Annotated in this window: 21 protein-coding genes; 5 read left to right on the top strand and 16 right to left on the bottom strand. The window is 72.8% G+C overall.

Annotated elements, in window-relative coordinates; translation table 11 throughout:
* Nucleotides 1–2: 2 nt before the first annotated feature.
* From cueR to VFQ84_RS10215, 5 genes are all read left to right on the top strand, one after another.
* The gene (gene cueR, locus VFQ84_RS10195; protein WP_325131525.1) at nt 3–458 is read left to right on the top strand and encodes a Cu(I)-responsive transcriptional regulator; all 456 of its coding nucleotides are present in this window, start codon (nt 3–5) and stop codon (nt 456–458) included.
* An 83-nt stretch (nt 459–541) separates the two neighbouring features.
* Nucleotides 542–886, top strand: a complete 345-nt coding sequence (locus VFQ84_RS10200; RefSeq protein WP_325131526.1) for a hypothetical protein — start codon at nt 542–544, stop codon at nt 884–886.
* A gap of 97 nt (nt 887–983) precedes the next feature.
* A complete protein-coding gene (locus VFQ84_RS10205) occupies nt 984–2,681 on the top strand; it encodes a TolC family protein (protein ID WP_325131527.1) in 1,698 nt (565 codons plus the stop codon).
* Nucleotides 2,678–3,997: a copper oxidase gene (locus VFQ84_RS10210; RefSeq protein ID WP_325131528.1), complete on the top strand. Its 1,320-nt coding sequence runs from the start codon at nt 2,678–2,680 to the stop codon at nt 3,995–3,997. Before VFQ84_RS10205 ends, VFQ84_RS10210 begins: the two co-directional genes overlap by 4 nt.
* A 10-nt stretch (nt 3,998–4,007) precedes the next feature.
* Nucleotides 4,008–4,493 carry a DUF411 domain-containing protein gene (locus VFQ84_RS10215; RefSeq protein WP_325131529.1) on the top strand — a complete coding sequence of 162 codons (486 nt, stop codon included), beginning with the start codon at nt 4,008–4,010 and terminating at the stop codon, nt 4,491–4,493.
* Nucleotides 4,494–4,500: 7 nt separating this feature from the next.
* Here the strand turns inward: VFQ84_RS10215 and VFQ84_RS10220 are convergent, their stop codons facing one another.
* The 16 genes from VFQ84_RS10220 to VFQ84_RS10295 are packed head-to-tail and all read right to left on the bottom strand — an operon-like array spanning nt 4,501 to nt 19,811.
* Nucleotides 4,501–5,193, bottom strand: coding sequence for a 4'-phosphopantetheinyl transferase family protein (locus tag VFQ84_RS10220; protein WP_325131530.1), 693 nt, complete (start codon nt 5,191–5,193; stop codon nt 4,501–4,503).
* A 1-nt stretch (nt 5,194) separates the two neighbouring features.
* Entirely contained in the window at nt 5,195–5,644 is a 450-nt protein-coding gene (locus VFQ84_RS10225) for an excinuclease ATPase subunit (RefSeq protein WP_325131531.1), read from the bottom strand.
* 25 nt (nt 5,645–5,669) lie between these two features.
* The gene (locus tag VFQ84_RS10230) at nt 5,670–6,899 is read right to left on the bottom strand and encodes a beta-ketoacyl-ACP synthase (RefSeq protein ID WP_325131532.1); all 1,230 of its coding nucleotides are present in this window, start codon (nt 6,897–6,899) and stop codon (nt 5,670–5,672) included.
* Entirely contained in the window at nt 6,899–7,627 is a 729-nt protein-coding gene (locus tag VFQ84_RS10235) for a 3-ketoacyl-ACP reductase FabG2 (RefSeq protein WP_325131533.1), read from the bottom strand. The genes VFQ84_RS10230 and VFQ84_RS10235 overlap by 1 nt, the downstream gene beginning before the upstream one ends.
* Nucleotides 7,624–8,088: a hypothetical protein gene (locus VFQ84_RS10240; RefSeq protein ID WP_325131534.1), complete on the bottom strand. Its 465-nt coding sequence runs from the start codon at nt 8,086–8,088 to the stop codon at nt 7,624–7,626. The genes VFQ84_RS10235 and VFQ84_RS10240 overlap by 4 nt, the downstream gene beginning before the upstream one ends.
* Entirely contained in the window at nt 8,088–9,272 is a 1,185-nt protein-coding gene (locus VFQ84_RS10245; protein ID WP_325131535.1) for a beta-ketoacyl-[acyl-carrier-protein] synthase family protein, read from the bottom strand. Before VFQ84_RS10245 ends, VFQ84_RS10240 begins: the two co-directional genes overlap by 1 nt.
* Nucleotides 9,269–9,808, bottom strand: coding sequence for a DUF3261 domain-containing protein (locus VFQ84_RS10250; protein WP_325131536.1), 540 nt, complete (start codon nt 9,806–9,808; stop codon nt 9,269–9,271). The genes VFQ84_RS10245 and VFQ84_RS10250 overlap by 4 nt, the downstream gene beginning before the upstream one ends.
* Nucleotides 9,796–11,037 (bottom strand): NAD(P)/FAD-dependent oxidoreductase, encoded by a 1,242-nt coding sequence (locus VFQ84_RS10255; RefSeq protein ID WP_325131537.1) that lies wholly within the window; start codon nt 11,035–11,037, stop codon nt 9,796–9,798. The genes VFQ84_RS10250 and VFQ84_RS10255 overlap by 13 nt, the downstream gene beginning before the upstream one ends.
* Before the next feature lie 27 nt (nt 11,038–11,064).
* Nucleotides 11,065–13,374, bottom strand: a complete 2,310-nt coding sequence (locus tag VFQ84_RS10260; RefSeq protein WP_325131538.1) for an MMPL family transporter — start codon at nt 13,372–13,374, stop codon at nt 11,065–11,067.
* Entirely contained in the window at nt 13,367–13,984 is a 618-nt protein-coding gene (locus VFQ84_RS10265; protein ID WP_325131539.1) for an outer membrane lipoprotein carrier protein LolA, read from the bottom strand. The genes VFQ84_RS10260 and VFQ84_RS10265 overlap by 8 nt, the downstream gene beginning before the upstream one ends.
* Nucleotides 13,981–14,400 carry an acyl-CoA thioesterase gene (locus VFQ84_RS10270; RefSeq protein WP_325131540.1) on the bottom strand — a complete coding sequence of 140 codons (420 nt, stop codon included), beginning with the start codon at nt 14,398–14,400 and terminating at the stop codon, nt 13,981–13,983. Before VFQ84_RS10270 ends, VFQ84_RS10265 begins: the two co-directional genes overlap by 4 nt.
* Nucleotides 14,387–15,943 (bottom strand): aromatic amino acid ammonia-lyase, encoded by a 1,557-nt coding sequence (locus VFQ84_RS10275; RefSeq protein WP_325131541.1) that lies wholly within the window; start codon nt 15,941–15,943, stop codon nt 14,387–14,389. The genes VFQ84_RS10270 and VFQ84_RS10275 overlap by 14 nt, the downstream gene beginning before the upstream one ends.
* Nucleotides 15,940–16,863, bottom strand: a complete 924-nt coding sequence (locus VFQ84_RS10280; protein ID WP_325131542.1) for an acyltransferase — start codon at nt 16,861–16,863, stop codon at nt 15,940–15,942. The genes VFQ84_RS10275 and VFQ84_RS10280 overlap by 4 nt, the downstream gene beginning before the upstream one ends.
* Nucleotides 16,860–17,606: a glycosyltransferase family 2 protein gene (locus VFQ84_RS10285; protein WP_325131543.1), complete on the bottom strand. Its 747-nt coding sequence runs from the start codon at nt 17,604–17,606 to the stop codon at nt 16,860–16,862. The genes VFQ84_RS10280 and VFQ84_RS10285 overlap by 4 nt, the downstream gene beginning before the upstream one ends.
* Nucleotides 17,603–19,288: an AMP-binding protein gene (locus VFQ84_RS10290; RefSeq protein WP_325131544.1), complete on the bottom strand. Its 1,686-nt coding sequence runs from the start codon at nt 19,286–19,288 to the stop codon at nt 17,603–17,605. Before VFQ84_RS10290 ends, VFQ84_RS10285 begins: the two co-directional genes overlap by 4 nt.
* Nucleotides 19,278–19,811, bottom strand: coding sequence for a hypothetical protein (locus tag VFQ84_RS10295; RefSeq protein ID WP_325131545.1), 534 nt, complete (start codon nt 19,809–19,811; stop codon nt 19,278–19,280). Before VFQ84_RS10295 ends, VFQ84_RS10290 begins: the two co-directional genes overlap by 11 nt.
* Nucleotides 19,812–19,813: the final 2 nt, after the last annotated feature.

Here is a 19,813-nt window from a genome sequence, read left to right on the forward strand (position 1 = left end):
CCATGGCACGCCACGTGATCCGCCCCGAACTGTCCGACGCCAAGGGCCAGGGCTTCCACAACATCGGCGAGGCCGCCGCGCTGGCCGGGGTCTCGGCCAAGATGATCCGCCACTACGAGTCCATCGGCCTGATACCGCCGGCCAGCCGCACCTTCGCCAACTACCGGCTCTACCACGACGCCGACGTGCATCGGCTTCGATTCATCAAGCGCGCGCGCAACCTGGGCTTCTCGATGAAGCAGATCGAGCAGCTGCTGGGCTTGTGGTCGGACCCGGACCGCAGTAGCGCCGAGGTCAAGCGCCTGGCCCAGGCGCACGCCGACGAGCTCGCCGCGCGCATCGCCGAAATGCGAGCCATGCAGCGCACCTTGCAGGACCTCGCCGCGCACTGCCACGGCGATGCCCGCCCCGAGTGCCCCATCCTCGACGACCTCGCCGGCGAGGCGCCGCGGCAGTGAGCACGACAGCGCCTGCCGCCCGGGTCGGGCGTGGCCCCGGGGCTGACGAAACCGTCACGCACCGACCGGGGTAAACTAAGGCCATGCCGCTGCTTCGCACCCTCGCCCACCTTCTGCTGGTCCTGGCCTTGCTGGCCGGCGGCCTGGCGCCGGGCGCCGCCGCTGCGGACGATTCGGCGGGCACCGGGAAGGCCATGGCCGAGTCCTGCCACGACCTCGCCGGGGATGCGGGTGATTCCCGGGATGCGCCGCCCGCGGATTGCTGCGATGGCGGCTGTATCTGCGATTGCCTGCACCTGATGAAGGCCAGCCTGGTGACCCCGGTGCGCCTGCGGCCCCTGCCGCGCCGCGATGCGGACCAGCGGCCTGTGCTCGTCGCGCTGATGTCGGCGCCCGAGGCGCCGGACGTCCGACCTCCCATCGCCTGATCGCCTGCGGCGGACATCTGGTCTGCCACCCCGCGACGCGCCCGCCTGTTGGCGGGCTACCCGGCCCCGCCGGTTCCGAATGCACGGAGACCCGAGCATGACCCATTCCCTGGCACGCGCCAGCCTGGCGCTGGCGCTCGCCGCCGCCCTGGGCGCCTGCACCACCCTGTCGCCGCGGCCGCGCGCCGATGACCTCGCGACGTCGCTCGCGCAGCGCGGCGGTCCCGCCGTCGACTGGGCCGCCGTGGGCGCCCCGCGCGCCGAGCGCGAAGCCATCGGCCGCTGGCTCGACCAGCCCATGACCCTGGACGCCGCGCTGCGCGTGGCCATGCTGCGCAGCCCGCGCCTGCAGGAGGAATACGCCCACCAGGGCCTCGCCCGCGCCGAGGTGCTCGAGGCGCTGGAGATTTCCAACCCCACCCTGTCGCTCTCGCGGATGTCGCTCGACGCCGGCGGCAGCAAGCGCACCGTGGGCCTGTCGCTGCCCTTGGTGGACCTGCTGATGCTGCCCGCGCGCACGCGCCTGGCGACGCTGGAATACGAGCGCGCCACCTACGAGGTCACCGGTGCGGTGCTCGGCGTCGTCGCCGAGGTCGAGGCGGGCTGGTACGCGTACGTGAGCGCGCGCCAGGTCGCCGCGATGCGCGAGGCCGTCTCGGAAGGGGCGGCGGCGTCGGCCGAACTGGCGCAGCGCTTCCACGCCGCCGGCAACATCAGCGACCTGCAGCTGGCCCAGGAACAGGCGGTCGCGAGCGAGGCGCGCATCGAGGCGCTGCGCGCCCGCGCCGAGGCCGGCCGCCAGCGCCTTGCGCTGAACCTGCTGCTCGGCCTCCACGGCGAGGAAGCCGACTGGGAAACCAGCGACAACCTGCCCCTCCCCGTGCCCGAGGAAGACGACCCGGCACAGCTGGCGCGGCTGGCGGCCGAAGGCAACACGGAGCTGTTGGCGGCGCGCAAGGAAGCCGAAGTGCTGGCCGACGCGCTGGGCCTGACCCGCTCGCTGCGCTGGCTCGGCGGCAGCGAAATCGGCTACGAGCGCGAGAAGGAAGCCGACGGTGCCCGCCTGCGCGGCCCGTCGCTGGCGCTGGAGCTGCCGATCTTCAACCAGGGCCAGGCCCGGCTGGCCCGCGCCGAGGCCCAGCTGGCCGCGGCGCTGGCGCGGGTGGACCAGGGCGAACTGTCGGTGACGCAGGGCGTGCGCCTGGGCAGCGAATCGGTGACGGCGATGCGCGAGGTGGTGCGCCTGCACCGCGAGGCCCTGGTGCCGCAGCGCGAGACCATCGTCGCGCGGCAGCAGGAGCGCCAGAACTTCATGCTGATCGGCGTGTTCGAGCTGGTGCAGGCCAAGCTGGCCGAGTACGACGCCTACCAGGCCTACCTGGAAGCGGTTCGCGACTATTGGCTGGCCCGGGTCGAGCTGGCCCGCGTGGTCGGCCAGCGCCTGCCCAGCGACGCCGGCATCGGCGAGCGCACGCCCAGCGTGCAGGACATCCTCGCGCCCCGGGGCGGCATGGATCACTCGCAGCACGGCGGCATGGATCCTTCGCAGCACCAAGGCATGGACCACTCGCAGCACGAAGGGATGGATCACTCCGAGCACGAAGGCATGGATAACTCGCAACACGAAGGGATGGATCACTCCGAGCACGAAGGGATGGATAACTCGCAACACGAAGGGATGGATCACTCGAAGCACGAGGCGATGGATCACTCGAAGCACGAGGCAATGGATCACTCCGGGCACGAGGCTACCGAGGCCCGGGACGGCGAACACGACCACGGAGACACGCCATGAAGCTCACCCGCCGCAACCTGCTGATCGGCACCGGCGCCGGACTGGTCGCGTCCGGCGCCACCGCGGCCTTCGCCCAGGACGCCCACGTCGGCCATGCCTCGCCCGAGGCGGCCCCGCCCGCGGCCGCGCGCCGCGGTGCCGGCCGGGTGCGAACCCTCAATGGCTGGTCCCTGCCCCACCGCATGAACGGCGGCGTCAAGGAATTCCACCTGGTCGCCGAAGAGTTCGAGCATGAATTCGCGCCCGGCTCGAAGGCGATCTGCTGGGGCTACAACGGCTCCACGCCGGGCCCGACGATCGAGGCGGTGGAAGGCGACCGCGTGCGCATCTTCGTCACCAATCGCCTGCGTGAAGCCACCACCATCCACTGGCACGGCCTGCTGCTGCCTTCGGGCATGGACGGCGTGGGTGGCCTGAACCAGCCGAAGATCGAGCCCGGCGAGACCTTCGCCTACGAGTTCACCCTGCGCCAGCACGGCACCCACATGTACCACCCGCACGCCGACGAGATGGTGCAGATGTCCCAGGGAATGATGGGCCTGTTCATCATCCATCCGCGCGAAGCCGAAGCCGTGCCGGTGGATCGCGACTACGCCTTCATCCTGCACAACTTCGCCCTGCATCCGGGCACGCGTCGGCCGGACCCGGCGGTGATGCAGGACTTCGACCTGTGGACCTTCAACTCCAAGGTGTTCCCGGCGATCGATCCGATCGTCGCGCGCTCCGGCGAGCGGGTGCGCATCCGCGTGGGCAACCTGAGCATGTGGAACCACCCGATCCACCTGCACGGCGTGCAGTTCGAGGTCACCGGCTCGGACGGCGGGCGCTGGCCGCGCGGGCAGTGGCGGCGCGAGGTGACCGAGATCGTCGGCGTCGGCCAGATGCGCGACATCGAGTTCACCGCCGTGCCGGGAGACTGGGCGTTCCACTGCCACATGTCGCACCACACCATGGGTCCGATGGGCCACGACGTCCCCAACACGCTGGGCGTGGACCAGTCCGGCGTCGAGCAAAGGATCCGGCGCATGCTGCCCGGCTACATGGCCATGGGCGAAGCCGGCATGTCCGAGCACCAGGACCACACCGACAGCGGACACATGAAGGGCCCGGAGAACACGCTGGCGATGATGGCCGGCAAGGGCCCGTTCGGGAACATCGAGATGGGCGGCATGTTCACCGTCGTCAAGGTGCGCGACGATCTGGCCCCGGGCGATTACCGCGACCCGGGCTGGTACCGCAACCCGGCGGGCACCGTCGCCCGTCGCGTCAGCACCGCCCCTGATTTCGGCGCACCCCCGCGCCGCCCCACGACCTGAGGACCCCGCCATGAATCTGTTCAAAGCGATCTGCCTGGCCGCGCTGCTGCTGGCCGGCCCCGCCGCCACGCTTGCCGCCACGCCCAACACCAGCCCGGTCGACAACGCGCTGCCGCTCGTGACCGTGCACAAGAGCCCCTACTGCGGCTGCTGCGAAAAGTGGGTCGAGCACATGCAGGCCGCCGGCTTCAGGGTCGAGGTGGTCAACACCGACGACATGACGCCGGTGAAGCAGCGCGTCGGCATCCCGCCCGGCAAGGGCTCCTGCCATACCGCGGAAGTGGGCGGCTACTTCGTCGAAGGCCATGTGCCGGCCGAGGACGTGAAGCGCCTGCTGGCCGAGAAGCCCGACGCCCGCGGTATCGCCGTGCCCGGCATGCCGATCGGTTCGCCCGGCATGGAGTCGCCGGACGGCCGCGTGCAGGCCTACGACGTGCAGCTGGTCGACAAACACGGCGAAACCAGCACCTGGTCGCGCCACGGCGAGACCGAGTAAGCCTTCCCTAGTCCGCGTCGGCGTATTGCCAGGCGCCGTCGGGTGCCACCCCGGCGCCCAGCGTCGGCGACACCCCGGGCCAGGCCGCCAGCGCCACGCAGGCGCCGTCGGCGAAGGTCCAGTGCCAGGCCTCGGCCCGTGCGCGGTCGGCCGGACGCGCGCTCACGCGCCGGGCCTGCGAGGGCTGCAGGCCTTCGCCGCTGCGCTTGCCGCGCGCTTCCTTCAGCGCCCAGTAACGATGGAACACGCGCTCGCGCCCGCTGCCCTGCTCCGCCGCCTCGACCTGGTCGGCCTCCTCGGGCGAGAACAGGAAGCGCGCGATCGCGACGTAGTCCCGTGGCTTGCGCGGGCGCTCCAGGTCGATGCCGACCGGCGCCGGGGCGATCGCGGCCGCGAGGTGCTCCCCGCTGTGGCTGAGCGAGGCCCAGAGCAGGCGCCCGTCGTCGTGGCGCAGCCGCGGCCGCGGGTCTTCGTCGGACGCGAAGCGCCAGTCGGTGGCCGCGCCGCCGTGGGATTCGCTGGCCATCATGCGCAGCAGCCAGTGGCCGGCCAGGTATTGGCGCCGGCGCAGCGCCGCCGAGATCGCCTGCAGGCGCAGGTCCTCGGCGGCGGTCAGCCAGGCCGTGCCGGGGCCGGGCAGCCGGGCTTCGACGTCGGGCAGCGACGCCAGCGCCAGGCGGCAGTCGGCCGTGTCCGCCACGTCAGCGATCGGCGACCTTGGCGTAGGTGCCCAGCAGGGCCACGCCGGCCATCAGCCGGCCGGCACCGCACTGGTACTGGGTGGGGCTGCTGAACACCTCGCGCTTGAAGTTGCTGCGCAGGCCGACCACCGCGTCGGCGCCGCGCGCCTTGGCGGCGTCCTGCAGCGCCACCAGCGCGCCCAGCATCGCCCACTGGCAGGCCTCGCGCTCGGACTTGCCGACCGCATTGGTCTTGCGGTTGGTGTTGGCCGGGCCGAACTCCGCGAACAGGCGCGGCGTGGCCTGCCCTTCGAAGTAGAACTTGACGCTGCCGTCGAGGCTGCCGTCGGCTTCACCGGCGGCGATGGCGCTGGCGATGTCGAACTGCACGCGCTTGTCGCGCGCCTCGGCGGTGTTGGCGAGCAGGCCGGCCAGGGCGAAGGCAAGCAGGCAGGAGAGGATGGACTTCATGGGGGGAGGCTCCGTGGGGGTGGGATCAGGCCGGCCAGCGGCGCAGCACCAGCGAGGTGTTGATGCCGCCGAAGGCGAAGTTGTTGCTCATGGCGTATTCGGCGTCGATGGCGCGGCCGGTGCCGGTGAGGTAGTCGAGGGCGCCGCAGCGCGGATCGACGTTCGAGAGGTTCAGGGTCGGGTGGAACCAGCCCTCGCGCATCATCTCCAGCGTCACCCAGGCCTCCAGCGCGCCGCAGGCGCCCAGGGTATGGCCGGTGTAACTCTTGAGCGAGCTGATCGGCATGCGTTCGCCGAACACGGCATGGGTGGCGGTGGTCTCGGCGACGTCGCCGTGGTCGGTGGCGGTGCCGTGGGCGTTGACGTAGGCGATGGCTTCGGGCGGCAGCCCGGCATCCTCCAGCGCCAGCCGCATCGCCAGCGCCATGGTGGTGGCGTTGGGCTGGGTGACGTGCTGGCCGTCGCTGTTGGTGCCGAAGCCGACGATCTCGGCGTGGATGGTGGCGCCGCGGGCCTGCGCGTGCTCCAGGTCCTCGAGCACCAGGGTGCAGGCGCCCTCGCCCACCACCAAGCCATCGCGGTCGCGGTCGAAGGGGCGCGGCGTCAGTCCGGGCGTGTCGTTGAGGGTGCTGGTGGCGAACAGCGTGTCGAACACCGTGGCGTCGGTGACGTCGAGCTCCTCGCAGCCGCCGGCCAGCATCGCCACCTGCTTGCCGCTCTTGATCACCTCGTAGGCGAAGCCGATGCCCTGGCTGCCCGAGGTGCAGGCGCTGGACGTGGTGATGATGCGGCCGGTGATGCCGAAGAACACGCCGATGTTCACCGGCGCCGTGTGGCTCATCATCTTGATGTAGGTGGTGGCATTGATGTACTGCGTGGTCAGCTCCGACAGCATCCGTCCGAAGTCGCCGATCGAGGACGGCGTGCCGGCGGAGGAGCCGTAGGAGATGCCGACCCGGCCCGAGGTGAGCAACGGGTCGCCGAGCAGGCCGGCGTCTTCCAGCGCCAGCTCGCTGGCGCGGGTGGCCAGCATCGCCACCCGGCCCATGCTGCGCAGGGTCTTTCGGTTGTAGTGGTCGGGCAGCGTGAAGTCGGCGCAGGGCACGCCCAGGCGCGTGTTCAGGCCCTTGTACTGGCCCCATTCGTCGAAGCGGCGCACGGCGTTGCGGCCCGTGCGCAGGTGCGCCAGCACGCTGTTCCAGTCGTGGCCGAGCGGGCTGAGCGCGCCGCGGCCGGTGACGACGACGCGACGCATCAGACCATGCCCCCGTTGACCGAGATCACCTGGCGGGTGACGTAGGAGGCTTCGTCCGACATCAGGAAGGACACGACGGCTGCGACCTCCTCCGGCCGGCCGACGCGACGCAGCGGGATCATCTTCATCGCCTCGTCCACCACTTCGGCGGGCAGCATCTCGGTGTCGACCAGGCCGGGCGCCACGCAATTGACGGTGATCTCGCGCTTGGCCAGCTCCAGCGCCAGCGCCTTGGTGGCGCCGATGATGCCGGCCTTGGCGGCGCTGTAGTTGGTCTGGCCGCGGTTGCCGGCGATGCCCGACACCGAGGACAGCGTGACGATGCGGCCCGGCTTCCGGCGCCGCACCATCGGCATCACCACCGGCTGGAGCACGTTGTAGAAGCCGTCGAGGTTGGTGTGGATGACGCTGTCCCACTCCTCGCCGGTCATCGCCGGGAACGCGTTGTCGCGAGCGATGCCGGCGTTGCAGACCACGCCGTGGTAGGCGCCGTGCGCCTCGATGTCGGCGTTGAGCGCGGCTGCGCAGGCGGCGCGGTCGGCGACGTCGAAGCAGAGCACGCGCGCGGCGCGGCCCAGCGCGGTGATCTCGGCGGCCACGGCCTCGGCCTCGTCGCGACGGCTGCGGCAGTGCACGACGATGTCGAAGCCGTCGCGGGCCAGGCGCAGGGCGATCGCCTTGCCGATGCCGCGGCTGGCGCCGGTGACCAGGAGGGTGCGTGGATTCATGCGGGAGCGGTTCCAAGGTAAGCGTCGGGATCGGGCGGCTCGAATACCGAGACGCTGGCGGTGGCGACGACCGCCTCCCCGACCAGCAGGCGGCAGGCAAACAGGCCCAGGCCATTGTCGCCCATCAGTTCGCAGCGCGCCTCGATGCGCAGCAGGCTGCCGACCGGCAGGCGGTCCCAGTGCGCGTCGTAGCGGCGGGTGCCGAGCAGGAACCCCGGCTTGACGGCTTCGTCGCGCGCCAGCGCGCGGCCGCCGGCCCAGGCGGCAATGGCCTGGGCCATGTACTCGATGCCGACCCAGGCCGGCACGGCCTCGCCGCCGTCCTCGAGCAGCAGGTGGTCGTCGCGGACCGTGGCTTCGGCGACCACGCTGTCGGCGTCGACGTGCAGCACACTGTCGATCCACAGCATGCCGCCGCGGTGCGGCACCAGGCGTTCGATGGCTTCCTCGCGCGGATCCATCAGCCGGCTCCCAGCACGAGCGCGGCATTGCTGCCGCCGAAGGCGAAGGACTGGCTGAGCACGTGGCGCAGCGGCGCCGCGGCGCGGCGGCCGGGCGTGACGAGGTCGAGCCGCGGCAGCGCCGGGTCCTGGTCGCCGTCCCACCAGTGCGGCGGCAGTGCGTGGCCGGGATTGCGGGCCAGCGCGAGCCAGCACAGGCCGGCCTCGATCGCACCGGCGGCGCCGAGCGTATGCCCGGTCAGCGGCTTGGTGGAGCTGGCCGGGGTGTCGCCGCCGAACACGCGCTGCAGCACCCCGGCCTCCATGGCGTCGTTCTGCGGCGTCGCGGTGCCGTGCAGGTTCACGTAGCCAATATCGGCCGGCGCCAGGCCGGCGCGCCGGAGCGCTTCGCGCAGGGCGCGCTCGGGGCCGTGGCCTTCCGGCTCCGGGGCGGACATGTGGTGCGCGTCCGAACTCTCGCCCCACCCTGCCAGCCTGACCACGCCCGGTTCGCGGGTCATCAGGAACAGCGCCGCGCCCTCGCCGATGTTGATGCCATTGCGCTGGCGCGAGAACGGATTGCAGCGCGCCGTCGACACCGAGCCGAGCGCGCTGAAGCCGGCGATGGTGAACTCGCAGATCGAATCGACGCCGCCCGCGACCACCGCATCGGCCAGCCCGGCCCGAAGCAGCCGCGCCCCCGACGCCAGGGCCTTGGCGCTGGACGAGCAGGCGGTGGAGATCACGTGGGCCGGGCCGCGCACGCCGAGCTGCGCGGCCAGGAAGCGCGCGGGCATGCCCATTTCCTGCTGCGAATAGTGGAAGTCGTCCGGCCAGCCGCCGTGGTCGCGGTGGTGGCGGTGCGCGCGCTCGCTCTCCCCGACGCCCGAGGTGCTGGTGCCCAGCACGACGGCGACGCGGTCGGCGCCGTGGCGCGCGATCGCCGCCTCCACCGCGCTGCGGATCGGCGCCAGCGCCAGCGTCGCCAGCGCATTGTTGCGCCCCTGCAGCGCCCGCGGCAGGTGGCCCAGGTCGGGCAGCGGGCCGTCGACCAGGCCCAGCGCCAGCGCGCGTCCCGGCGTCACGGCCTCGGTGCTGGTGACGCCGCGCGGTGCATCGTCGGCGAACAGCCGCGCCGCGACCGCGTCGAGGTCATGGCCCAGGGCGCAGCACAGCCCCAGTTCGTTGAGGAAGACCGGGGTCATGGCGCCAGCGCCACGGAATCGATGCGCAGCCGGTAGCGCAGGCGCTCCTGGTGCAGCACGCGGGTGTCGGCGTCCTCGCGTTCGACCCAGGCCACGGTGCCGCCAGCATCGCGCAGGGTGCGGCGGGCACCGGCGTCCTCGAGCGTCCAGCCGGGCGGCAGTTGGGTGCGCAGCGCCTCGACCGGCCAGAACACCAGCTGCAGGTCCGACAGCACCCGCCCGCCGTCCAGCGACGCGGGCAGCCAGGGCTGGCGCGTCTGCGCCAGCTGCCGGCCGTCCCAGTCCAGCCGCAGCGCCACCTGGCCCTGGGCGTGGATCACCAGCCGCACGGCCTCGGCGTCGACCTGCACCATCGCGTCCACCGTTTCACGGCGGTCGCCGTGTTCGAACGACAGGCGCTGCTGCTCGGCCAGCCCGCCCGGCAGCGCCGACGGCGCCAGCGTGAACACCGGCGTGGCGTCGGCCGGCGGCCGCGTCGCCGGCGGCGTGCAGCCGGCCAGCAGGCCCAGCGCGACGGCGGCGATCAGGCGGAGCACAGCTGCTCCAGCACGCCCAGCCGGCGCGTGTGCTCGGCGACGTAGGGATTGGTTTTGTCCCAGGCGTAACCGGCCAGGATCGAACAAATCATCTCGCGGATGTCGGGGCTGGGGTTGGGATGGAAGATGATCTTCTGGAAGCCGCCCGCGTACCAGGCCTCGACGAAACAGCGGAAGGTGTCGACGCCGGCGCGAAGCGGCCTGCCGTAGTCGGCTTCCCAGTCCACGGTCTCGCCGGCGAATTCGCGCGCCAGACAGGCCGAAGCCAGGCTGGCCGACTTGAAGGCGATGGTGACGCCGGACGAGAACACCGGGTCCAGGAATTCGCCGGCATTGCCCAGCAGCGCGTAGTTGCGGCCCCAGAGCGACTTCACGTTGGCCGAGTAGCCGACGATCTGGCGCGCCGGCGTGTCCCATTCGGCCTTCGCCAGCAGGTCCGACAGGCCCGGGTCCTCGCCCACGATCGCCTTCAGGCGCTCGGTCTCGGTGCCCTCGTACTGCGACAGGAAGCGGGTTTCCGCGACCACGCCGAGCGAGCAGCGGCCGTTCGAGAACGGGATGGTCCAGTACCACACGTCCGGGTGCCGCGGATGCACGGTGATCAGGATCTTGCTGCGGTCGAACGCGGCGGAACCCGGCGCGATGCGGTCGGCGACGTGGGTGAAGATGGCGCCGCGGGCCGGGAAGCCCGACGGGCTCTCGAGCTGCAGCATCCGCGGCAGGATGCGCGCGAAGCCGCTGGCGTCGAGCAGGAAGCGCGCCTGCACCTGGTAGGTCTCGCCCTCGGGGCTGCGCACGGTCACGCACGGGCGCTCGCCGTCCACGTCCACCGCCAGCACCTCGTGCCGGTAGCGAACGGTCGCGCCCATCCGCGCGGCCTCGTCGGCCAGGACCTTGTCGAAGTCGGCGCGCTGCACCTGGTAGGTGGTGCCCCAGCCCTGGCTGAACTTCTGGCGGAAATCGAACTGCGTGCGCCGGTCTCCGCAGGCGAAGGCGGCGCCGTTCTTGTACTGGAAGCCGGCCTCGACCACGGCCCGGAGCATGCCGGCGGCCTCGATGTACTCCATGCTCTGGGGCAGCAGGCTCTCGCCGATCGAGAAGCGCGGGAACTGCTCCTTCTCCAGCATCAGCACCTCCCTGCCCTGCTGGCGCAGCAGGCCGGCCGCCACCGAACCCGCGGGGCCGGCGCCGATGATCAGGATCTCGGTGGATTCGATGCGCATGTCCATGTCGTGGCGGTCCGTGGAAGGTCGGGCTCAGGTCGCCGCGCGCGGCGCGGGTCGGAAACAGGGGGTGATCAGCCAGACGATGCCGATCCCCAGCAGCAGCGCCAGGCCGAAGCTGTGCAGCGCCGGCGTGGCCGACAGCGCCAGCAGCCCGAAGGCCAGCAGCGTGCTGGCCGCGCCCAGTGAAACGGCGAGCCAGCTGGCGGGGTCATCGCGATGTTCGAGCAGGAAGATGCCGTAGTCGATGCCCACGCCCAGCAGCAGCAGCTGGGCCAGCACGCCAAACAGCTGCAGCGGCACCCCCAGCCAGCCCAGCATGGCCAGGCTGAGGGTCGCGGCCAGCGCGGTCGGCAGCCAGGCGCGCCACGCGCGGCGGCCAAAGCGCAGCCACAGCGCCAGCGCCACCGCCAGGTAGCCGGCCACCAGCAGCAGCGACATCTGGTGACGGTAGTGCGCCAGCACGCCGGAAATCGTCGCGCTGCGATCGATCCAGCGCACGCCGGGCAGGCCTTCGGCGGCTTGCGCCAGCGCCGGCAGGCGCTCGGGCGACAGGCCTTCGAGCAGCACCACGCTGCCCCAGCGGCCGTCGACCGACCCCAGCCACAGCGGCCGCATCGGCGCCGACACCGGGTGTGCGAGCCAGGCGTCCAGCGCCAGCGCTGGCGCGACGTCGGTGCGCGCCGCGGGCGGCGCCTCGCCCAGCAGTCCGGCGGCGCGGGCCAGCACGCGGCCTTCGATCGTCTGCACGCGGGCCGCGTCCTCGCGCTGGCGCGCCGCCGACGGCAGCCAGTCGCTGACCGCGCGCCAGCCGCCCAGGTGGCCGCCGGCAGACAGGTCCGCCAGGCGATCGACCAGGGCCTCCTCGCGCTCGCGCACCTGCTCGGCGTCATGGCCTTCGACCACGAAGAACTGCGCCGGGCTGGGCAGGCCGAGCAGGCGCCCGAGCCGTGCTTCCTGCGCCAGCAGCGCGGGTGGCGAGGACTGCAGGCTGCGCAGGTCGTCGTTCACCGACAGGCGCGGCAGGCCCGTGCCGATCACCGCGACCAGGGCCAGCGCCGCCAGCCAGGTCGGCGCGCGGTTCGACAGCCGCGGCCAGCGCGCCAGGCTGCGCCCCACTGCTTCGGCGAACGGGCTCGGGCGCGGCGCGGCGCCGTCCAGCCACGGGAACCACAGCGCGACCGTCAGGAAGGCCGCGGCCAGGCCGGCGGCGGAAAACACCGCCATCTGCCGCAGTCCGGGGAACGGCGCGATGCCCAGCGCGAGGTAGGCCAGCGCGCTGGTGACCAGCGCCAGCGACAGCGCCGGCAGCAGCCGCCGCATCATGGTCCGCGGCGGCACGCCGGGCTGGGCCTGGCGGCTGGCGAACCAGTGGATGCCGTAGTCCTCGGCGACGCCGACCAGGCTGGCGCCGAACACCAGGGTCAGCAGGTGCACCTGCCCGAACACCAGCGCCGTGACCGACAGCCCGGCGGCCGTGCCCACCAGCAGCGACACCGCCACCATCAGGATCGGCCGCGGACTGCGGAACGCCAGCCAGACCAGGCCCACCACCGCCAGCAGCGAGCCCAGGCCGATGGTGCCGACTTCGGTGCGGGCGCGGACCGCGGCGGCTTCGGCGTGCAGCGGGACGCCGCCGGCGATCATCTCCACGTCGGTGCCGGCCGCGGCCACGGCGGCGGCGCGGGCGGCGTCGAGCGCCGCCTGGAGGTGGCGCTCGCCGTCGAGCTGGAAGGCGGCGACGCGGCTTTCCAGTCGCACCAGCGCCCAGTCCCGGTCTTCGCCGCGCACCGCCAGCAGGCCGTCGCGCGGACTGATCGCGGCGCCGCTGCGTGCCTGCCACCACGCCGTCCACAGCCCCAGCGGATCGTCGCGCCAGGCGCCGATGCCGCCGGTCCCGGGTGCGAACAGCCGCGCCAGCGCCAAGGCCTCGGTCGAGGGATCCTCCAGCTGCGCGCGCTGCGCCGGCGTCAGCAGGCCGCGACGGTGCGCTTCGTAAAGCGACAGCGCTTCGCGCAGCGAGGCGTCGTCGCCGCGCAGGCGGGTCACCGGCGATCCCGCGTCGTCGAGCGCGGCGATGAAGGCGTCGGCGGCGCGCTGCGTGCGCGGCCAGTCTTCGGCACCGACCAGCACCACCACCTGGCGGGTGGCGCCGCCGGCGAGGCGCGCGTTCGCGGCGCGCAACAGGGCGTCGTCGGTTTCGCCCGGCAGCAGCGCCATCACGTCGCTGTCGAGTCGCGCTTCGCGCCAGAACCCGGCCTGGTGCACCGCCAGCGCGGCCACGACCAGCAGCCAGCCCCAGGCCAGCGCGTTCCAGCGGCCGCGGGCGAACGCCTCAGTCAAAGCGCGCGGCCTCGGCGGGCGTGGGCGCGGCCGGCTCATCGGCCAGGGCCAGGAATCGCAGCGTGGTCACGTCACCGCCGGCTTCCTCGATCAGGACTTCGCGCACGAAGCGGTCGCCGCCCAGCGTGATGCGGGTGAAGGCCTGCGCCAGCGCCGCCTCGCGCGGCCGCAGCACCAGCGTCCAGCGGCCGTCGTCCGCCAGCGTTTCCTCAAGCTCGAAGCGGGTTGCCAGCGCCGGCAGGTCACCGGCCACCAGCGCCAGCAGCAGCGCGTTGACCGCGGCCACGCCGGGCGACTCGGCGGCATCTAGCAGCACGCGCTGGCTGCCGTCGGGCAGGCGCGTGAGCAGGCGGTCGCGGGTCAGCAGGGCGGTCGAAGCGAAGGGTTCGCGCGTGTCCCAGGCCACGCCGCGATCGCGCACCAGCAGGAAGTCGCCGCGCGACACCAGCGGCTGCCGGAAGCCCTGCAGCTGCTTGCTCTGCTCGAACTGCCCGCGCAGCACCGGGGGCTGCGCCAGGCGCTCGCGCACGCCGTCGCCTTCGGCCGCCGCGGCGGTGAAGGCCAGCGCGGCCAGGCCGAGTGCGAGTACGGCCCGCCAGCCCGGCCTCACGGCGCGATCCCCAGCCGCTCGAACAGCACCGCCGGCGACGCGAAGCACATCTCGCCCGTGGCCAGGTCGACCGCGACCTGGATCGTGTGCGCGCGGTGGATGACCTCGCCGGTGGCGGCGTCGCGCACCAGGTAGTCCATCCGCAGCCGGTTCTCCCACTCGGTGATGGTGGCGCGCACGATGATGCGCTGGCCGTAGCGCACCGGCCGGACGTACTTGCAGCGCAGGTCCACCACCGGCCACGCGTAGCCGGAGTCGCGCATCTGCGGGTAGTCGTAGCCGATGGCCTGCAGCAGCGCGCAGCGCGCCAGCTCCAGGTAGCGCACGTAGTTGCCGTGCCAGACGATGTCCATCGGGTCCAGGTCGTGGAAGCCCGGGCTCAGTTCGATCTCCAGGCTGTGCTCAGGCGTCGGCATACAGGCTCCAGGCTTCGGCGCGCACGGCCGCCAGCAGCTGCCGCAGCTCGACGTCGAGCGCGCGGTCCTCGGTCACCAGCGGCAGCCGCGCCGCCAGGTCCGCCTGCATGGCGGCCAGCGCCGGCGACAGCGGCAGCTCGCCCGACACCGCCTCGCGCAGGGCGATGCCCTGGCGCGCGGTGACCAGCAGGGCCACGGCCACCTGCTCGGTCAGCTCGACCACCCGCAGTGCGTCGCGTGCGGCGATGGTGCCCATGCTCACCTTGTCCTGGTTGTGGCATTCGGTGGAGCGCGAGAACACCGAGGCCGGCATGGTCAGCTTCAGCGCCTCCGCGGTCCAGGCCGAGGCGCTGATCTGCAGCGCCTTGAGGCCGTGGTTGAGTGCGGCGCGCTCGCCGCGGGCGGCCGACAGGTTGGCCGGCAGGCCGTGGTTGTAGCGGGCGTCCACCAGCAGCGCCATCTGCCGGTCCAGCAGGTCGGCCAGGTTGGCGACCGCGTTCTTCATCGAGTCCATCGCGAAGGCGATGTGGCCGCCGTAGAAATGGCCGCCGTGCAGCACCCGCTCCTCGACCGCGTCGATGATCGGGTTGTCGTTGGCCGAGTTCAGTTCGTCCTCGATGTTGTTGCGCAGCCAGGGCAGTGCGTCCTCGAGCACGCCGATGACGTGCGGCGCGCAGCGCAGCGAATAGCGGTCCTGCAGGCGCTGCTCGTTGCGCGGCGGCCGGTCCGAGGCCAGGTCGGCGCGCAGCCGCGCGGCGACGCGCTGCTGGCCCTTGTGCGGCTTCACCGCGAACAGCGTCTGGTCGAAGTGGTGCGCGTTGCCGGCGCTGGCCAGTACGTTGAAGGCCGTGATGCGGGTCGACAGCCGGCCCAGGTAATCGGCGCGGGCCCAGGCCAGGCAGGCCAGCGCGGTCATCACCGCGGTGCCGTTCATGATCGCCAGGCCTTCCTTCGGACGCAGGCGCAGAGGCTGCAGGCCGTGCAGGGCCAGCGCCTCGGCGGCAGGCATCACCCGGCCCTGGTGCCAGGCCTCGCGCTCGCCGCACAGCACGGCGGCGACGTAGGACAGCGGCGTCAGGTCGCCGCTGGCGCCGACCGAACCTTCGGCCGGGATCATCGGCAGGATGTCGTGCGCGAGCAGCGCCTGCAGCTGGCGCAGCAGGCCCAGGCTCACGCCCGACACGCCCTGGGCCAGCGACTGCAGGCGCACCAGCAGCACGGCGCGGGTTTCCTGCGGATCCAGGAAGCGGCCCAGGCCGCAGCCGTGGTAGGCGTAGAGGTGGTGCGGCAGCTCGGCGACCAGCGCCGGCGGGATCGCCACCGTGCAGGAGTCGCCGTAGCCGGTGCTGACGCCGTAGACCACGCCATCCTCGGCGATCAGCCGGTCGACGAAGTCGGCGCCGCGGTTGATGCGGGCCTCGAAGGCCGGGTCGCGCGACAGCGCCACCCGCGCCCGGCCGTGGGCGACGGCGACGATGTCTTCGATCCGCAGCGGGCGGCCGTCGACGAGCAGGGAGGGGGCATCAGGCGGAGCGGCGGTCATCGCGGGGCATCCCAGAAGGGAAAGAAGTTGAACCAGTCATACGGGGATTGTCGCAGGCAGGCGGTCATCCAGGCGGCGAAGCGGCCGGCCTGTTCATCCAGCCCGGCCTGGCGGTCGCCGCGCGGCAGCACGATACGTTCGCTGAAGGGCGTGATGTCGGCGCGGTAGCCCTCGCCCTCGTGCAGGCACGAAAGCAGCCAGACCGGGCAGCGCAGCACCGAGGCGATCAGGTAGGGACCGGCCGGCAGCCGCGCCGGCTGGCCGAGGAACATCGCGTTCGCGATCCGGTCGCCCCGGACGGGCACCCGGTCGCCGGCGATGGCGATGAACTCGCCGGCCGCCACGCGGTCGGCCAGCAGCATCGCCGTGGTCGGCGAGAAGTCGGTGACCTGCATCAGGCGCACGCTGGCCTGGGGATTGATGCGCTCGAGGATGCGGTTGAAGCGCTGCGCATGCGCGGTGTGCACCAGGATGGTGACGCGCAGGCCTTCGCGCCAGCTGGCCGCCATCTGCATCAGCTCCAGGCAGCCCATGTGCGCGGTGATGATCACCCCGCCCTGCCCCGCCTGCGACGACGCCAGCATCGTGTCGTGGCCACGGAAGGCGACGCGCTCGCGCGGGTAGCGGCCGCCGATCGCCAGCATCTTGTCGAGCAGCGTCTCGGCGAACACCGCGAAGTGGCGCAGGCTCTCGCGCACGCCGGGCGGTCGCGCGAACACCCGTTCGGCCGCCTGCAGCCGCGCCAGGTACTCGCGCGAGGCGCGGCGCGCGACGCCGCTGCCCAGCCAGTAGACCCACACCACCGGATACAGGCACAGCCGGAACGGCAGCCGGCCGAACAGCCGGTAGACGCCGTAAAGCAGCCAGGTGCCCCCGACGAAGGTGGTCTCGCCGAGGTCGGCCCAGTGCCGCCGGCTCATCGGCGCGCCCACTTGCGGGCCAGCAGGCGCGGCAGCCGCCACAGCATCCCGAAGAACAGCCGGGTATGCATGGCCGAGATCAGCACATTGTCGCGCCAGACCTGGAAGTGCGACACGCCGTCGCTGGGATAGCGCACGCGGGTGTCGAGGTTGCGCACGCGCAGGCCGTCCCAGTAGAGGCGGACCAGGATCTCGGTGTCGAAATCCATGCGCCGCCCGATGCGGGCGCGTTCGAGCAGCGCCAGCGTCGGCGCCAGCGGATAGACGCGGAAGCCGCACATCGAATCGATGATCTCGAACGACAGCGTGTTGATCCAGACCCAGACGTGGGTGGCGTAGCGCCCGTAAAGCCTCGCCTTGGGCACCGAGGCGTCGAACCGCGGGCGGCCGTTGATGACGGCGTCCGGATGCGCCCGCGCCTCGGCCAGGAAGCGCGGCACGTCGTCGGCGTCGTGCTGGCCGTCGGCATCGATCTGCAGTGCGTGGGAGTGGCCGCGGCGTGCCGCTTCGCGCAGGCCGGCGATCACCGCGCCCCCCTTGCCCTGGTTGACCGGCAGGCGCAGCAGCGAGACCCCGGGCGCGGTCGCCAGCGCGTCGAGCACCGCCGCACAGGCGGGCGACGAGCCGTCGTCGACCAGCAGGCAGTCGACGCCGTGCCGGCGCAGGCGGGTGACCACGTCGCCGATGGCGTGCTCGTGGTCGAACACCGGGATCACCACCAGCGGATCGAACCCGGCGCTCACGCGGCCTCCCCGATCGCGAAGCGCAGGCGCCCGCTGGAATGCACGCCGATATCGGACTGGAACCGGAAGCCGAGCACGCCGGTGTCGGGGTGCCAGTCCAGGCTGGCCTCCAGCCGGGACCCCGGCCGCACCAGGTGCATGAACTTGATCGCCTCCATGCGCAGGAAGCGGCCCTCGAGGCCGAACGCCAGCCGGCCCAGCCGCACCGCCCAGTCGATCATGGCCACGCCCGGCAGGATGGTGGCGCCGGGGAAATGGCCTTCGAACGCGGCCAGCTCCGCCTGCACGTCCAGGCCAACCCGGGCGCTGGTGGACGTGCGCACCTGCCACTCGGGCTCGGGCAGCAGCGGCCGGAACAGCGCCGCCAGGGCGCGCTGGCTGGACTTGCCCTGGGCGTCGGCCGGCAGCGCGTCGACGAAGCGCCAGCGCCGCGGCAGTGCGATCGCGTCGGCGTGGTCGGCCAGCCAGGCGCGCAGCGCGGCGACCAGCGCGGGCTTGCCCGCGGCGTCGAGCAGGGCCTGCCCCTCCGCGCTGGGCACGGCGGCGACGGCCAGCAGGATGCGATGGCCGGGCAGCGGCAGCAGCCGGGCTTCGACCAGCAGCGGCGAGGCCTGCAGCCGTCGTTCGATCGCGCCCAGCGAGATGCGCCGCTCCTCGAGCTTGAGGATGCGGTCGACGCGGCCGCGCAGTTCGAAGCCACCGCCCGCGGTGGCCTGCGCGCGGTCGGCGGTGCGGTACCAGTCGTCGTCGGCCAGGTGCGGCGAGCGGACCGCCAGCACGCCGTCCTGCACCCGCCAGGCCACGCCCGGCAGCGGCTGCCAGGGCTTGGGCGCGCCGCCCGACTGGCGCCAGGCGATGCCGCCGGTCTCGGTGCTGCCGAAGACCTCGATCGCGGCCTGGCCCCAGAGCTGGCGGACCGCCTGCGCGGCGTCCGCCGGCAGCGGCCCGCCCGACGAGAACGTGGCGCGCAGGCTGCGCGCCAGTCCGCGCCAGTCCTGGTTTTCCGGCAGTCGCTTCAGGTGCGCGGGGCTGGCCACCAGCGCCAGCGGCCCGTCGCCCAACGCCGCCAGCTGTTCGTTGAACCCGACCCGGTGCCGCGCAAAGGCGCGCCCGGCCGACAGCGGCCACAGCAGGCGGAACAGCAGCCCGTAGATGTGCTGGTGCGACACCGTGCCCTGCACCACCGCGTTGCCCAGGGTCGCCCCGAAGCAGGCTTCGAGCGCGGCGACTTCGCTGTCGAGCTGGCGCAGCGACTTGCGGATCGGGCCGGGTTCGCCGGTGGAGCCCGAGGTGAACAGCACGACCTGGCAAGTCTCCGGGTCCAGCGCGGGCCCGGCCGCCGGCGTGCCGGGGCTGGCGTCGGCCAGGAAGCCGTCGGGCAGTTCGCCGGCGCGCCCGTGCACGTGCGGGTCCAGGCTCGCCAGCGTGGACGGCAGCCGGTCGCCCGGCAGCCACGGCGTCTTGCCGGCCGCCCAGGCGCCGAACAGCGCCGCGGCGAACTCCAGGCCGTCGTCGAGGTAAAGCGCGAAGTCCCCGCCCTCGCGCGCGGCGAAGGCCTCGCGCCAGGCCGCCACGCGGCCCAGGAAGGCGGCGTTGCCGGCGTCGGTCGCCACCGGGGCGTCGCCCGGCAGCGGCCAGGCCAGGCGCCGGGCCAGCGGGATGCGGGTGCGTTCAGTCGCCATGGCGCGGACGGACGAGGCGTTCGCCAAGGAGCATGGCGCCGATCAGGACGTAGGCGATCAGTCCGTTGTAGAGCGCCCACGCGGCGTCGCTGGCGCGCAGCGCGGTGTAGAGCGCGATGCCGCCGTTGGCCACGAAGAACAGGCACCAGGCCTGCGTGACCCGGCGCAGGTAGGGAATCGCCTCGGCCGGCAGGTCGGGATGCTGCAGCCGCGCCAGCCGCTCGATCACCGTCGGCGGGCGCCGGAGGCTGGTGGCGAACACGACCAGGCAGGCGGCGTTCACCAGCACCGGGTAGAGCTTGAGCGGCAGGCCGTCGTTGCTCAGCAGGCTGGCCAGCACCAGGCCACCGGCGCAGGCCGCGGCGACCAGCCAGACGGCCTCGCGCGAGACCGCGGCGCGCAGCAGGGCCATCGCCAGCAGCCCCAGCGCCAGCCAGCGCGGTTCGAAGTGGGCCAGGCCCAGCCAGATCGCCAGCGGGTACAGCAGGGTCGCCAGCCAGGCCAGCGCCGTCGCGGCGCGCATGC

The organism is Arenimonas sp. (assembly GCF_035721105.1).
GTDB lineage: Bacteria > Pseudomonadota > Gammaproteobacteria > Xanthomonadales > Xanthomonadaceae > Arenimonas.

Excerpts from the sequence above, each read along its gene's own strand:
- cueR (WP_325131525.1), top strand. The coding sequence starts at position 3 with ATGGCACGCCACGTGATCCGCCCCGAACTGTCCGACGCCAAGGGCCAG.
- VFQ84_RS10200 (WP_325131526.1), top strand. The coding sequence starts at position 542 with ATGCCGCTGCTTCGCACCCTCGCCCACCTTCTGCTGGTCCTGGCCTTG.
- VFQ84_RS10205 (WP_325131527.1), top strand. The coding sequence starts at position 984 with ATGACCCATTCCCTGGCACGCGCCAGCCTGGCGCTGGCGCTCGCCGCC.
- VFQ84_RS10210 (WP_325131528.1), top strand. The coding sequence starts at position 2,678 with ATGAAGCTCACCCGCCGCAACCTGCTGATCGGCACCGGCGCCGGACTG.
- VFQ84_RS10215 (WP_325131529.1), top strand. The coding sequence starts at position 4,008 with ATGAATCTGTTCAAAGCGATCTGCCTGGCCGCGCTGCTGCTGGCCGGC.
- VFQ84_RS10225 (WP_325131531.1), bottom strand. The coding sequence starts at position 5,644 with ATGAAGTCCATCCTCTCCTGCCTGCTTGCCTTCGCCCTGGCCGGCCTG.
- VFQ84_RS10230 (WP_325131532.1), bottom strand. The coding sequence starts at position 6,899 with ATGCGTCGCGTCGTCGTCACCGGCCGCGGCGCGCTCAGCCCGCTCGGC.
- VFQ84_RS10235 (WP_325131533.1), bottom strand. The coding sequence starts at position 7,627 with ATGAATCCACGCACCCTCCTGGTCACCGGCGCCAGCCGCGGCATCGGC.
- VFQ84_RS10240 (WP_325131534.1), bottom strand. The coding sequence starts at position 8,088 with ATGGATCCGCGCGAGGAAGCCATCGAACGCCTGGTGCCGCACCGCGGC.
- VFQ84_RS10245 (WP_325131535.1), bottom strand. The coding sequence starts at position 9,272 with ATGACCCCGGTCTTCCTCAACGAACTGGGGCTGTGCTGCGCCCTGGGC.
- VFQ84_RS10255 (WP_325131537.1), bottom strand. The coding sequence starts at position 11,037 with ATGGACATGCGCATCGAATCCACCGAGATCCTGATCATCGGCGCCGGC.
- VFQ84_RS10270 (WP_325131540.1), bottom strand. The coding sequence starts at position 14,400 with ATGCCGACGCCTGAGCACAGCCTGGAGATCGAACTGAGCCCGGGCTTC.
- VFQ84_RS10275 (WP_325131541.1), bottom strand. The coding sequence starts at position 15,943 with ATGACCGCCGCTCCGCCTGATGCCCCCTCCCTGCTCGTCGACGGCCGC.
- VFQ84_RS10280 (WP_325131542.1), bottom strand. The coding sequence starts at position 16,863 with ATGAGCCGGCGGCACTGGGCCGACCTCGGCGAGACCACCTTCGTCGGG.
- VFQ84_RS10290 (WP_325131544.1), bottom strand. The coding sequence starts at position 19,288 with ATGGCGACTGAACGCACCCGCATCCCGCTGGCCCGGCGCCTGGCCTGG.
- VFQ84_RS10295 (WP_325131545.1), bottom strand. The coding sequence starts at position 19,811 with ATGCGCGCCGCGACGGCGCTGGCCTGGCTGGCGACCCTGCTGTACCCG.